Genomic DNA, 13,709 nt, shown 5'->3' with positions numbered 1-13,709 from the left:
GGCGCGGTTCGGGGAGCGATAAGGCCTGATCGCCGCCGCCAACCTACGCGACATCTCTGCCCACTGCTTCGGCCGCCGAACAGACCCGCCAGAAAGCGACCAAGGCGATCCTCGACAACGAGGAAGCCGAAACGCAAAAAGCTGCGTGACCTGGGCATGACCGTGATCTGCGCCGAAGACGGTCTGCAACTGGATGCCTTCCGCACCTCGGTCAGAAAGTTGATCGACGCCCCGCCGCAGGCGGACGGGCACGAGGTCTTTGCCCATTCCACAGAGGTTCATCAGGGCAACAGCGGTGGCCCATTGATCAATGCCTGTGGGCAGGTCATTGGCATTAAAGCAATTGGCATGAATACCTTCATCATCTGGGCCAATCCCTCGGGTGAGGCGGCCTCGCCCAAGGTGAAGACGGATTTTGCCCTGCCATCGTCGGACCTGGCAGAGTACCTGTCCTCGGAAGGGGTGGTTGTCACCATTGCCCAGACCTGCAAGCCGTGATGGCGCGCAGGGTCTATTCGGCCTCCATCACGCGGCGTGCCACGCGAAAACACTCCAGCGCCTGCGGCACGCCGCAGTAGATTCCGACGACATGGATGATGGCGCGGATCTCCTCCCAGGAGACGCCGTTTGTCCGGGCGCCCCGGCAGTGGGTCTCCCATTCCTGCATCTTTCCCAGCGCGCCGATCATGGCAAGGTTCATCATGCTCCGCGTCTTGGCGTCGATCACGTCGTCGCCCCAGCCAAACCCCCAGCACCAGGCGGTCATCGCCTCCTGAAAGGGGCGGGTAAAGTCATCGGCTGCGGCCAGGTTCCGGTCGACGTAGTCCGCGCCCAGCGTTCCCCTGCGTTGCTCCAGCCCCTTCAGGAACAGGTCCTCGTCGAATGTGCTCATGCTCTCATGTCCTCGTTCAGCATCTCCAGCAGCGAGGCCTCGATCTGCCCCGCGCAGTAGACATCGGCGCAATCGGCCCAGTCGTCGCGCAAACGCAGCAGGGCGGGCAAGCCGGCCACCCGGTTCACCAACGCGGCCAGCACCGGCGCGGTGTCATGCAGCAGGGGCCGAAGCGGTGGCAGCCGATCGACCATCGTGTGCCAGAGGGCGGCCAGCACAAGATCGGACAGGCCCGGCGCCTCTGCTCCGGACATGTATCCGCCCGCTCCCGAGACCCCCGTTTCTGTCACCAGCCGTTCATGTCCCCGCATCCATCGCGGCAGGCGATCCCTCCGGAAGGCGGTCCAGCTGTCCCGCGTCCACATGGTCGCGCCATGATGGCAGGTGATCTCCAGCAGGATATCCGAGGCATCGCAAAGCAGCCGCAGGTCCATGTCGGGGTCATGTGACAGGCCGTGTTTGCGCCCCAGGTACATGCAGATGGCGGGCATTTGCGACAGCGCCCGACCAGTGTCATGGTCGATCAGCACGGGCGGTCCGATGAACGGTGTCGGCTGCTCCTCCGGTGGGGCGGTTTTGGCCGCCAGGACGGCGTCAAACCCGGGCTCGTCCCACTCCGCGCCCGCCTGGGAAAGGATGAAACGTGGAACATGGCCCCGAAAGGGGATGGGCCAGTAGAGCAGCGTATAGGACATTGGGGCCTCCGGTCTTCGGCCCGAGGCTACGCCGATTCCACGTGCGGGGTCATCCCTTCGCGTCGGGGCCGATGCGGTCAGATCACCAGGTCGATCTCTTCTGGCGCGGGCTCTTCCGGGGGCGGCTCGGTGGCTTCTGGCGTCCGCATAAGGGCATCGTACAGGGTGGCGCCCTCCGGATCGGTGGCCGTCAGCTGGTATTCGTCGGCCACGTATTCGCGCTGAACCCAGTCGACATAAGATCCGATCAGCGCGCCATCGCTGCCAAAGACCAGCGGATCATAGGCGGCGTAACTGTCAAAGGTGCTCTCGACGACGGTCTGCTCATCGGGGGTCAGGTTCTCTTCCAGCCCCCAGGATGCATAGCCGACATAGCTCGTCACCGTGAGGTCGGCGTTGTAGTCGGCCACGGCATCTGTTGCATAGGCCGCCGTGGTCAGGTGGTCGGAATGCTCGATGTCGGACAGGTCGCTGGTGTGGTCCTGGATATGGATGTGGTCGGGCGTGTGCCGTTCCATCAGCGCGGTCAGAAGCCCGGTCAGGTCCTCCGAGGTATAGGTGGCGCTGCCGTCCACCGCCGTCACGCTGTCGATCTCGCCCCCGGCCAGTTGCTCAAGGCTCTGGTAGCCGTAGGTGGCCGAGCCGCTGCCATCCCCGAACCCGTCCGGCAGGCGCAGGAAATACAGGCGCACGTCGGGATCGTCGGCAAGGTAGGAACTGGCCACCTCGTAGGTCGTGTCCCCGATGGTCACGCTGACGGTTTCATCCACCCAGTCATCGGACCCGGCCATGTGGCCATAGGCCGCCTTTTCCCCCGCTTCGCGCCCGGCCCAGTACTCTTCTCCTCGCCCGGCATCCCCGGCGGTCAGGTAGATGGTGGTCACGGGCTCTTCGCCGTCGATCAGCGTGTCCAGCGTCGGGTTCATGAACAGCAGGTCGTCGTCCTGGTGCGCAACGATCACCATGTCGCCGCTACCGGTGATCGGCGGTTCGGGGGTGGTGGGATCGGTCGGATCCACAGGATCGACCGGATCTGTAGGATCTGTTGGGTCGGTCGGGACCGTGGGATCGGTGGGGTCGACCCCATTGAGGACGGTCAGCCCGTCGATCTGGCCGATCAGCGGTGAATCCCCGGCCCAGTTGGAACTGCCCACCAGCAGGTTGGCACGATCCACGTCCGCCGGAACCACACCCTGTTCCTCTGCCAGTCGCACACCGTCCTTGTCGATCCACATCAGGCCGGTCTCGTCGATGCCGAAACTCCAGTCGGCGGTTTCACCTTCCACGATGGCCGCCTCGGCCACGACGCGATAGACCTCGCCGTCCTGCCAGAGTTCCAGCATGATGCCTGAGGTGTTCTCGATCTGGGTAAAGAGGATGTTGTTCGTCGCCGGGCCGTCGCCAAAGTCGATGACGCGCTGCCAGTAACCGCCTTCGATGTCATCGAAACGCACGGTTGCGTCGATCCGGAAGGCCCCGTCGATCTGTTGCGGGCCTTCGACAGGCTCTATCGGGTCGACAGGATCAACGGGATCAACCGGATCAACCGGGACCACCGGATCAACTGGGTCGGTTGGGTCCACCGGGTCGACGGGATCAACCGGATCGCTTGTCCCCTGTGTCACCGTCAGGTCCAGCACAACGCCGTCAAGTGCTCCGCCATCGGATCCGGCAGGGCTGCCGACCATGAGAAGTCCCCTGTCCACATCCGCCGGCACCACCCCCGCGCCCTCGGCAAGCAGCAGACCGTCCTTTTCCAGCCACATGCGCCCGTCCGCGTCGATCCCGACGGACCAGACCGCGTAGTCCCCCTCGACCAGGGCGCCCTCGGCGGTGATCTCGTGGGTGATCCCATCCTGAACGATCGAAAAGCGCAGGGCGTCGGAGGTGCCCACCTGTTGCAGCCGGATCGCGCCTTCGGGTCCGTCCCCGCCAAAATCGAAGACGGTCTGGTCCTGGGCGGCGTCGAGGTCGTCGAACCGGGTGACGACATCCAGTTGAAAGGCCCCGCCGATCTGTTCGGGCATGTTCAGGCGCCCGCCGTCCACGGCGTCGCCGGCGTTGGTCACGTCTATGCCCAAAATCGCACCGTCCAGAGGCGTATCGTCCGCCCAGTTCGACTCTCCCAGCAATTCGTTGAGCCGTGCGGTTTCCGTCGGAACCACGCCCGGCGCCTCGGCCAAGCGGAGACCATTCTTGTCGATCCACATGGTGCCATCAGCCGCGAAGCCGACGTTCCAGGTGGCGGTTTCTCCCTCGACGATCGCCTCTGGTGCCGTGACGCGGTAGGCCTGTCCATCCTGGTAGAGGACGAACATCAGCGTGTTGGTGTTCTCATATTGCGTCAGCAGCAGGTTGTTGCTGTTCGGCCCGTCGCCAAAGTCGAAGACGCGTTGCCAATAGCCCGCGTCGAGGTCGTCGAAACGCACGACCACCTCGATCTCGAATGCTCCGGTCACATCCTCGATCTCGTCCAGCGATCCCGTGATCCCGAGAGGTGGCATGGCATTTCTCCCTTGGCCCTACACGGCGTTGCACCGTCCAGAGGTTGTCATTTCCCGGAATACCCCGGCCGGGAGCCGCCAATCGGACCGAAACCAAGCCGAGGTTACCAGCTTTCACGCATCGGTTGTGCAGGTGGTTTTGGAGCGCATGGAAACACTGTATCACGGTTTTCGAAACAATGTGGTCCACAGTGGCCAAGCCACCCGTGGCCGGACTTGCGCCCCCTGGTTCAGCGCCCCATGCTCGCGCCCGGAACGCGGACGGGAGAGACGGTTATGAGGGTGGTGATTTTCGGGGTCGGGGCCGTTGGCGGGGTCGTCGGGGCGGCGCTTGCCCTGGCTGGGCAAGAGGTGATCGGCGTGGCGCGCGGGCGGCGGCTGGCCGCTGTGCGTGACAAGGGCCTTTTGTTGCGCGGCCACCAGGGCGAACAGCGGGTGCCGCTGGCCCTGGTCGAGCAGGCGACAGAGCTGACGCCGCGCGAAGATGACATGATTCTGCTGGCGACCAAAAGCCAGGACAGCGCCGCGGCCCTGGGCGACCTGCGTGCCGCTGGCTATGTCTCTCAACCGGTCTTCTGCATGCAGAACGGTGTCGCGAACGAGGACCTTGCCCTGCGGTTCTTCGACAATGTGCACGGGATCAACGTGATGCTGCCAGCCGAATACATCGCGGCAGACGAAGCGATCTGTTTCGGCCGTCCCAACTACGGCGTCTTCGACATCGGCCGTTATCCGGGTGGGTCGGACGCGTCGGACGAGGTGTTGGCAGAGGCGATGACCGGCGCCGGCATCCGGTCATTCGTCACGGATACCGTGATGGAAAACAAGTTTGGCAAGCTGATCGTCAACCTGGGCAATATCGTCGAGGCGGCCCTTGGGCGGGGCGTGAAGGCGCCCGAGATCACCACCGCCCTGCGTCAGGAGGCCGAGGCCGTGTTCCGGGACGCCGGTGTCTCCTGGCAGGACATGGGCGACGGCGACCCGCGCCGTGGCACGTTGCTGGAGATTGCGCCCGTCGAGGGCGTCGACCGGGCCGGCAACTCCACCACGCAGAGCTTCCTGCGCGGGGCGGGGTCGGTCGAGACGGATTACCTCAATGGCGAGGTGGCGCTGATCGCCCGGCGCAACGGCGGCAAGGCGCCCCTCAACATGGCCGTAACGTCCCTTGCGGCCCGGCTTGCGCGCAGCGGCGCGGCGGCGGGGGCCATGACGCCGGAGGACCTGGCCGCCGAACTGGGGCTGTGACGGCGCGGCGCCTCAGAAAGCGGTGAAATATTCCGCCTGTTCCCATTCCGAGATCGCCGACAGATACCGGTCCCATTCCGCCCGCTTCAGCGTGGCCAGGTAGGATACCGTCGCCTCCCCCAGGGCGTCGCGGTACAACTGTGATCCCTCGAAGGCGGCAATCGCCTCGCCCAGGGTGGCGGGCAGCTGCTCTGCCGCGTCGTCGTAGGGGTTCTCAAGCGGGGCGGGCGCGCTGTGCCCCGCCTCGACCCCGTCCAGTCCCGAGAGGATCTGGAACGCCAGCGCGAAATAGGGGTTCGCGGCACTGTCCGCCACTCGGTTCTCGACGCGGCTGGCCTCGTCGCCCGGGGCCATCAGCGCGCGTAGCATGGCGCCCCGGTTGTCCGCACCCCAGCCGATCCGGTTCGGGGCAAGCTGGTAGGGCGCGTAGCGCTTGTAGCCGTTCACGGTGGGTGTCGTTGCGATGCAGGAAGCCCGCGCATGCGCCAACACCCCGCCAATCCAGCCCGAGGCCACATCTGTCAGCACACCGCCCTCATCCGGAATCAGCAGGTTGCGCCCGTCCATGTCCGTTACGCTCTGGTGGATGTGCCATCCGTTGGCGGCGGCGTTCTCCAGCCGGGGCTTGGCCATGAAAGAGGCCAGGTAACCCTCGCGCGCGCAGACTTCCTTGACCATCGTGCGGAACAGCACCGCCCGGTCGGCAATCGTCAGCGGGTCATCTGCGGCAAAGGTGAACTCGAACTGGCTCGGCCCCATCTCGACCTCGACCGAGAGCACCGGCAGGCCCATCGCCTCGGAACTGCGCCGCAGGATGTCCAGCAGCGGTTCGGCAGCGTCGTAGCGGGTTTCGGTGAGATACTGCCAGCCCTGGTTAACGCCGCGCGTCAGCGGCGGGCGCGGCGGCATGGTGGCGTCGGCATGATCCAGTGCGGCCTCCACCGGTTCGAACACCTGGAATTCGACCTCCAGCCCCATGACCGCCCGCATGCCGCGCAGGGCCAGCCGGTCGACGGCCCCCTGCAGCAGCGTTTCCGGAACGAAGGGGATCGCGCTGCCGTCGGTGCGCAGCACGCGGCAGAGGATCATTGCCGAATGCGGCGCATGGGGCAGGGGGGTGAATGTCTCGACCCGGGGCACCAGCATCACGTCGCTGGCACCCGCCATCGGCGTGTCGCCTGCCTCGGACCAGATCGGAAAGACCGTCCGGTGCGACAGGTCCTTGAGCAGGAGCGTCGAAGGAACCCGCAGGCCCGCCTTCAAGGCACCCTCCAGCCCGCGCCGCGTGACCGTCTTGCCGCGCAGGATGCCGTGGGCATCGGCAAAGAGCATGCGCAGGGTCTCGATCCCCTCGGCCTCGACCCGCGCCATCAGTTCTGCCGCGGCCTCGGGCTGCAACAGCCCGTCACGGCACAGCCGTCCCTGCGCCAGGTGATCCCGCATCAGAGACCCGCGTCCCAGGGACAGGCGTCGCGCCGTTCGGCATCGGCACGCAGGCTGGCCGCGTCCCAATCGGCGCTGTCGGCAATCGCATCGTTGGACAGCGGCCCCTTGAGAGTCGACGGATCGACCGCGCCCCGCATCGGCAGGGCCTCTTCCTCGCCTTTTTCCAGCGCATCCATCGCGGCCCGCAGCATCCGGCGATAGCGGATGATGCCGACATCGGTCTTGCCCAGGTGTTCATCGGTGCGGTCCTGGATCGGGCCCATGCTCTCGACCGCCCACTGGTCGTGCACGTTGATATCCAGCCCCATGCCCGTGTAGGTCTCACGCGCCTGTTCCTCGGGGTCATAGCCGTAGTCGTTGCGCTTGTTCTTGAGCGGCGCGTAATCCGGCAGGCGGTGTTCCTTGAGCCTTTGTTCGCGCATCAGGTCCTTGTTCACCGGCTTGTCGAAGCTGGTAAACATCGAATACCAATAGCAATTCTCATCGTCGATCGGGACGTGCCACTGGGTGATCGTCATCTCGCGGCTCATCGGGATGCAGATCGCCTCGGGGAAGATCTGGTTGGTCACGCGCACATGGGTCAGCCCGTTTTCCATGTGCCGCAGCGCCGTCAGTTTGAGGCCGAAATCGGTTTCCTCGACCCGGATCTCGGGGCGGGGATAGTCGCGCAGCAGTTTGGTCATCGGGATGTTCGTGTCCGCCGCGCTGTCGCGGAACTGCTTGCCGTAGCTGTCCTTGGGGTCCTCGTCCTCCAGGAACCTGTGCAGGAACGACGCGTGGGCCGGATCGATGCCGACCTCCAGCGCCTGCAGCCAGTTGCATTCCCACAGCCCCTTGAAGGCAAAGACATGCGTGTCCGGCGCGCGGAAACAGTCGAAATTCGGCAGCGGCGGCGGGTCTCCGGGTCCGAGGTAGGCAAAGACGATTCCGTTACGCTCGACCACCGGATAGGCGGGCGTGCGGATCTGTTCATGCATCTTCGAGCCTTCGGGCTCTCCGGGTTGTTCGACGCATTGGCCGGTGCGGTCGAAATGCCAGCCGTGGAAGGGGCAGCGCAGCCCGTTGTCCTCGCGTCGGCCATAGCAAAGGTCGGCGCCCCGATGCGGGCAGTGCCGCCCGATCAGGCCAAGTTCCCCCTCGTTGTCCCGGAACAGCACCAGGTTCTCACCCAGCAAGGTGACCGGCACGACCGGGCGGGGGCCTTTCAGCTCATCGCTTAGCGCGGCGGGCTGCCAATAGCGGCGCAGCACTTCGCCAGCGGGCTGGTCCCGGCCCACTCTGGTCAAACGATCATTGAGCTCCTGGCTGATCATGCCGCATTCCTCCCGCGTCTCGGCTGTCTGGCTTTGGGCGGAGTGTGGCGGGCAGGTGGTTGCGGCGTCAAGATAAACGCCGTCCGCGGCATGGGTGCCGCAGGGTCAAGACCGCTCGGCGGGCAGGGGCCGAGTCCGGATCTGCGGCAGGGCGGGATCCGGCCTGTGGCCCCTCGGACACATTCCGCGCCGCAGGTTTTCCGCGCTCGACGTGACAGGCTGGCCCGCCTAGGGTATCGGCTGTTCCAAACACCTGAATGGACAGGGTAATGTACGCAGAGCCAGCACGCGGTCCGGATGGTCAGTCCGGCGGGGCAGCGGAGGATCCGCTGCACGACCGGACCGGGCTGACGTTGGTTGTCGATCTCGACGGGACGCTGTTGCGCAGCGACATGCTGTACGAAAGCTTCTGGACCGCCTTCGGCCGCGACTGGACCGTCGCCCTGACCGCCATGCGCGCCCTGACCCAGGGACGTGCGGCACTGAAACAGCGGCTTGCCGAAACCGCCCGGCTGGAGACGGCGACGCTTCCCTATGACCGCGACGTGCTGGCCTATGTCCGGGCCTGGCGCGAAAAGGGCGGGCGCACCGCGCTTGTGACGGCCTCGGACCAGAGCCTGGCCGAGGCCATTGCCGCGCATTTGGGCGACTTCGACGAGGTGCATGGCTCTGACGGGACGCGCAACCTCAAGGGACAGGCCAAGGCCAGCTTTCTGTCGGATCGTTTTGGGCCGGGCCAATACGTCTACATGGGGGACAGTTCCGCCGACCTGCCGGTCTGGGAACAATCCGCCCGGGCGGTCACAGTGAACGCCTCCAAACGGCTGCAGTCCGAGGCGGAGGCCATCGCCCCCGAGGTCGAACACCTGACCACCAAGCCCGTGACCCTGCGGCCCTACATCAAGGCGCTGCGCCCGCATCAATGGCTGAAGAACATCCTGGTCTTCCTGCCGATGCTGGCGGGGCACCAGTTCGATCCTGCGACGGTGTTCCTGGCCATGTCCGCCTTCGTTGCCTACAGCCTCGTGGCCTCCAGCGTCTATGTCGTCAACGACATGATCGACCTGAACGCCGACCGTGCCCACCCGCGCAAAAAGCGGCGGCCCTTCGCCTCGGGCGCGGTGCGGCTGTCGCACGGGATGATCATGGCGCCTGCGCTGTTCCTGGCGGGCGCGGCTGTGTCGCTGGCGGTGAGCCCGCTCTTTCTGGCGGTGGTCTGCGGCTATTTCGTGCTGACAACGGCCTATTCGCTGAACCTCAAGCGCAAGATGGTGATCGACATCTGCACCCTTGCGGGGCTTTACAGCATGCGTATCGTCGCGGGCGCCGTGGCCACGGGCATTCCGCTGTCGGTCTGGCTGCTGGCCTTTGCGATCTTCTTTTTCCTCGCCCTTGCAGCGGTCAAGCGTCAGGCAGAACTGGTCGACAGCGCCCGGCGCGGCACGCTGCATGCGCGCGGGCGGGGCTACAACGTCGGAGACTTGCCGATCATCACGATGATCGCCATCGCGGCAGGCTATGTCTCGGTGCTGGTGCTGGTCCTCTATGTCGACTCCCCGGATATCAGCGAGCTCTACAATGCGCCCTACATGCTTTGGGGGATCGGGGCGGTGCTGCTGTTCTGGATCACCCGGACCATCATGATCGCGCACCGGGGCCACATGCACGACGATCCGCTGGTCTATGCCGCCCGGGACCGCGTCAGCCAGCTCTGCATGCTGCTGTGCCTCGGGTTCGCCGTGATCGGTGCCTTGTGAGGATGACGCGCCAGGCGCTCTTGCTGCGCTACGCGGGCTTCGCCATGCTTGCCACGCTCGCCAACCTGGCAACCCAGCGGCTGGTCCTGCTGGCGGGTGAGGGCGGGATTGCCTTTGCGCTGGCGGTGGGGGCGGGGACGCTGGTGGGGCTGGTGGTGAAATACCTGCTGGACAAGCGCTGGATCTTTTACGACGACGCCACCGGTCTGCGTGCGCATGGGCGCAAGTTCACGCTCTACACCCTCATGGGGCTTGTGACGACGGCGGTCTTCTGGGGGACCGAAACCGCCTTCTGGATATTCTGGAAAACCGATGTGATGCGCGAATTGGGCGCAGTCCTTGGCCTCACCATCGGCTACGTCATCAAGTACAATCTCGATCGGCGCTTTGTCTTTACCGATGCGCGGCTGGGAGGGATGTCATGAAACTATCCGGATGGGGCCGGTTTCCGCAGGTCGAAACAGAGGTCCGCGCACCGCGCGACGAGGCGGCGCTGCGGGCGCTTGTCACCGGCGACAGGCCGGTGATCGCGCGCGGCAACGGGCGGTCCTATGGCGACAGCGCCGTGGGCGCGGGCCTGACGCTCGACATGCGCCATTTCAATCACATGCTGGAATTCGACGCCGGGACAGGCCGCCTGGTGGCTGAGGCCGGTGTCCTTCTCGGCGATGTCATCGACGCCTTCCTGCCGCACGGCTGGTTCCCTCTGGTGACGCCGGGGACCAGGCTGATCACCCTGGGCGGCGCCATCGCAGCGGATGTTCATGGCAAGAACCACCATGTCGAGGGCAGCTTTGGCGCCTGCGTCGACTGGGTCGAGATCATGGGTCCGGACGGCGAGGTGCGCCGCGCCACCCGCAAGGACAAGGACGACCTCTTCTGGTGGACCCTGGGCGGCATGGGCCTGACCGGCGTGATCCTGCGGGCTGCCATCCGCCTGCGTCCCGTCGAGACGGCCTGGATCAAGCAGACGACCCTGCCCGCCCCCGACCTCGCCACCGCGATGGAGCTTTTCGAGGCGCACGGGCAGGACACCTATTCCGTCGCATGGATCGACTGCATGGGGCAGGGCGCCCATCTGGGCCGGTCGCTGGTGATCCTCGGGGAACACGCCAAGCTCTCTGACCTCGACCCGAAAAAATCCGCCAGCCCGCTTGATGCCGGTCACAAGCGCAAGCTCTCCGTGCCGCTGGACTTCCCCGGTTTCGCGCTCAACCGCTGGACGGTGCGTGCCTTCAACGAAGCCTATTACCGCATGGGTGTCTGGAACCGGGGTGAGGCGCTGGTGGATTGGGACACCTATTTCTATCCGCTCGACTCAGTGCTGAAGTGGAACCGCATCTATGGCCGCCGCGGCTTTGCCCAGTTCCAATGCGTGATCCCGCTGGCCTCTGCCCGCGAGGGGCTGACCGAGCTGCTGCAGGCGATTGCCGACGCAGGCGCGGGGTCCTTTCTGGCCGTGCTCAAACGCTTTGGAGCGCAGGACAGCGCCTTTTCCTTCCCGATGGAGGGCTACACGCTGGCGCTCGACTTTCCGATGAAATCACACACTCTGGACCTGCTGGAACGGCTTGACGCCATCGCCGTCGCCCACGGCGGGCGCTTTTATCTGGCCAAGGACAGCCGGATGCGCGCCGAAACCCTGCGTCAGGCCGATGCCCGCGTGCGTGACTTCGAAGAGATGCGCGAAACCCTTGGTCTCAAGGCGCGTTTCGCCTCGGCCCAATCCGAAAGGCTTTCCCTGTGACCGATTTGCCCGTCCTGATCCTTGGCGCCCGCTCTGACATGGGACAGGCCATCGCTCATGCCTTTGCCGCCCAGGGCCATCCGATCCAGCTGGCCGCGCGCAACGCCGCCAGCCTTGACGCGGTGCGATCCGATCTCGCCCTGCGCCACGGGGTCGAGGTGACACTGCATGATTTCGACGTGCTGGACAGCGACGGCTTTGTCCCTTTCCTCGACGGCCTGCCCGCGCTGCCACAGGTCGCGGTCAGCGTCGTTGGTTACATGGGCGAACAGGCGCAGAACGAACAGGATCTGAACAAGGCATCTCTGGTCCTGCGCAGCAACTTCGAAGGTCCGGCAGGCATCCTCGCCCTGCTCGCCGACCGGTTCGAGGCGCGGGGGTCGGGTACGCTGGTCGGCATCAGCTCGGTCGCGGGTGACCGTGGGCGCGCCACCAATTATGTCTACGGGTCCGCCAAGGCGGGGTTCACCGCCTTCCTGTCCGGCCTGCGCAACCGGCTGGCAAAGAAGGGCGTGCATGTGGTCACGGTGCTGCCGGGCTTTGTCAACACGGCCATGACCGAAGGGCTGGACCTGCCCGCGAAACTCACCGCCGAACCGGAGGAAGTCGGCACAGCGGTGCTCAAGGCGGTGCAGAAGGGGCGCAACGTCATCTACGTGCGCGGCATCTGGCGGCTGGTCATGGCGATCATCCGCAACATCCCCGAGCCGGTGTTCAAGAAGCTCAAGATCTGAACGCGCGGCCAGGCGCCGACTTTTCCCCCGTAAACGGACCGCGCCCCGCCCTTGCAGGACCGGGCACCGCACCCGACATCACCACCAACGAGCTGCCGCAAGGCAACAGGAGAGCAGGCACGTGCAGAAGATCCATTTGCCCGAGCGGCCGCATTGGCGCGACCATGCCAAGGAGGTCGGCTTTACCTTCGCCGACATGTACGGCGCGCCCTACTGGGACGAAAGCTCGGTCTACGCGTTCACGCTCGACCAGATCGAAAACGATCTGGAAGACCCCGCGACCGAGCTTCACGCCATGTGCCGCGAGGCGGTTGCGGAAATCATCGCCAGCGAACGCCTGATGGAACAATTGGCGATCCCGGAAAACCGCCGGGACCTGGTTGCCGACAGCTGGAAGAGGGGCGATCCCGAGATCTATGGCCGTTTCGATTTCGCCTACGACGGCAAGGGTTCGGCCAAGTTATTGGAATACAACGCCGATACGCCGACCTCGCTTTACGAAAGCGCGGCCTTTCAGTGGCAGTGGCTGGAGGATCAGCTGGCCGCCGGTGTTCTGCCCGAAGGCACCGACCAGTTCAACGGCATCCACGAGGCGCTGGTCGCGCGGTTCGGCGAGGTCTTTGAGGCCGACAGCGACCTGCATTTCACAGCCGTCGCTGACAATCCGGAAGACTACGGCACGGTGGAGGCGATGGGATGGGCCGCGCGCGAGGCGGGGCTTGGCGCGCATTACTGCGACCTCGACAAGATCGGGCTGAGCGAGGATGGCCAGTTCCTTGACGACGAGGATCGCCGGATCGCCGTCCTGTTCAAGCTTTACCCTTGGGAAGACCTCTTTCTTGACGACTATGCCGATCACATCGACGGGTCGGGGTGTCTCTTCCTCGAACCCGCGTGGAAGGCGTTGTTGTCGAACAAGGGGCTCTTGCCGGTGCTCTGGCAGATGTTCGAAGGCCACCCCAACCTCTTGCCCGCGTTCTTCGACGCAGAGATCGCCGAGGCCTTGGCCGGCACGGGGGCCCCGTCCGCCGGGGTCGCAGAGGCCTTTGCGCGGGCCGAAGCCGACCTTGCCGCGGGCCATGTGCGCAAACCGATCCTGTCGCGCGAAGGCGCCTCCGTCTCGATCGTGAAAGCGGGCAAGATCATCGAGGCGGCCCAGAACACGGAGTATTCCGAACACCCGCGCATCGTGCAGGCCTATGCGCCCCTGCCTCAATTCGATGGCTTTCGCCCTGTCGTCGGTGCCTGGATCGTGGGACAGGCCTGCGTGGGGATCGGCATCAGGGAAGACAGGTCCCGCATCACGCAGGATTTGTCGCGGTTCAAACCCCACTATATTCAGGCATAAGCCGCGCAACCAACGGGACGCCCACCGG

General features: G+C 65.3%; 12 protein-coding genes. 7 read left to right on the top strand and 5 right to left on the bottom strand.

What is annotated here, in order from left to right; translation table 11 throughout:
• Positions 1 to 156: 156 nt before the first annotated feature.
• The gene (locus KZZ07_RS27730; RefSeq protein WP_255564366.1) at positions 157 to 498 is read left to right on the top strand and encodes a trypsin-like peptidase domain-containing protein; all 342 of its coding nucleotides are present in this window, start codon (positions 157 to 159) and stop codon (positions 496 to 498) included.
• A gap of 13 nt (positions 499 to 511) precedes the next feature.
• Here the strand turns inward: KZZ07_RS27730 and KZZ07_RS14825 are convergent, their stop codons facing one another.
• The 3 genes from KZZ07_RS14825 to KZZ07_RS14815 all read right to left on the bottom strand — a co-directional run bounded on the left by KZZ07_RS14825 (position 512) and on the right by KZZ07_RS14815 (position 4,091).
• Positions 512 to 892 (bottom strand): carboxymuconolactone decarboxylase family protein, encoded by a 381-nt coding sequence (locus tag KZZ07_RS14825; protein ID WP_219515237.1) that lies wholly within the window; start codon positions 890 to 892, stop codon positions 512 to 514.
• Positions 889 to 1,587, bottom strand: a complete 699-nt coding sequence (gene gst, locus KZZ07_RS14820) for a glutathione transferase, Atu5508 family (RefSeq protein ID WP_219515234.1) — start codon at positions 1,585 to 1,587, stop codon at positions 889 to 891. The genes KZZ07_RS14825 and gst overlap by 4 nt, the downstream gene beginning before the upstream one ends.
• A 77-nt stretch (positions 1,588 to 1,664) precedes the next feature.
• Positions 1,665 to 4,091, bottom strand: a complete 2,427-nt coding sequence (locus tag KZZ07_RS14815) for a PIG-L family deacetylase (RefSeq protein ID WP_219515231.1) — start codon at positions 4,089 to 4,091, stop codon at positions 1,665 to 1,667.
• Positions 4,092 to 4,367: 276 nt separating this feature from the next.
• Between KZZ07_RS14815 and KZZ07_RS14810 the strand changes: the two genes are divergently transcribed.
• Entirely contained in the window at positions 4,368 to 5,336 is a 969-nt protein-coding gene (locus tag KZZ07_RS14810; protein ID WP_219515229.1) for a ketopantoate reductase family protein, read from the top strand.
• A gap of 12 nt (positions 5,337 to 5,348) precedes the next feature.
• On the opposite strand, the gene KZZ07_RS14805 is transcribed toward KZZ07_RS14810, so the two are convergent.
• Together KZZ07_RS14805 and KZZ07_RS14800 are read right to left on the bottom strand one after the other, a co-directional pair.
• Positions 5,349 to 6,779, bottom strand: coding sequence for a glutamine synthetase family protein (locus tag KZZ07_RS14805; RefSeq protein WP_219515225.1), 1,431 nt, complete (start codon positions 6,777 to 6,779; stop codon positions 5,349 to 5,351).
• Positions 6,779 to 8,095: an aromatic ring-hydroxylating dioxygenase subunit alpha gene (locus tag KZZ07_RS14800; RefSeq protein WP_219515222.1), complete on the bottom strand. Its 1,317-nt coding sequence runs from the start codon at positions 8,093 to 8,095 to the stop codon at positions 6,779 to 6,781. The genes KZZ07_RS14805 and KZZ07_RS14800 overlap by 1 nt, the downstream gene beginning before the upstream one ends.
• Positions 8,096 to 8,364: 269 nt before the next feature.
• Here KZZ07_RS14800 and KZZ07_RS14795 point away from each other — a divergent pair, with 269 nt between their 5' ends.
• From KZZ07_RS14795 to KZZ07_RS14775, 5 genes are all read left to right on the top strand, one after another.
• Positions 8,365 to 9,852 carry a UbiA family prenyltransferase gene (locus KZZ07_RS14795; RefSeq protein ID WP_219515219.1) on the top strand — a complete coding sequence of 496 codons (1,488 nt, stop codon included), beginning with the start codon at positions 8,365 to 8,367 and terminating at the stop codon, positions 9,850 to 9,852.
• A gap of 2 nt (positions 9,853 to 9,854) precedes the next feature.
• Entirely contained in the window at positions 9,855 to 10,277 is a 423-nt protein-coding gene (locus tag KZZ07_RS14790; RefSeq protein WP_219515217.1) for a GtrA family protein, read from the top strand.
• The gene (locus KZZ07_RS14785) at positions 10,274 to 11,599 is read left to right on the top strand and encodes an FAD-binding oxidoreductase (RefSeq protein ID WP_219515215.1); all 1,326 of its coding nucleotides are present in this window, start codon (positions 10,274 to 10,276) and stop codon (positions 11,597 to 11,599) included. Before KZZ07_RS14790 ends, KZZ07_RS14785 begins: the two co-directional genes overlap by 4 nt.
• Positions 11,596 to 12,333, top strand: coding sequence for an SDR family oxidoreductase (locus KZZ07_RS14780; protein WP_219515213.1), 738 nt, complete (start codon positions 11,596 to 11,598; stop codon positions 12,331 to 12,333). The genes KZZ07_RS14785 and KZZ07_RS14780 overlap by 4 nt, the downstream gene beginning before the upstream one ends.
• 121 nt (positions 12,334 to 12,454) lie before the next feature.
• Entirely contained in the window at positions 12,455 to 13,681 is a 1,227-nt protein-coding gene (locus tag KZZ07_RS14775) for a glutathionylspermidine synthase family protein (protein ID WP_219515211.1), read from the top strand.
• The last annotated feature ends 28 nt before the right edge of the window (positions 13,682 to 13,709 follow it).

The sequence above is a fragment of the Mameliella sp. CS4 genome (genome assembly GCF_019392335.1).
In the GTDB taxonomy this organism is placed as follows: domain Bacteria; phylum Pseudomonadota; class Alphaproteobacteria; order Rhodobacterales; family Rhodobacteraceae; genus Antarctobacter.
Note: the sequence above shows the minus strand (reverse complement) of the source record. Positions and strands in the feature narration are given on the sequence as shown.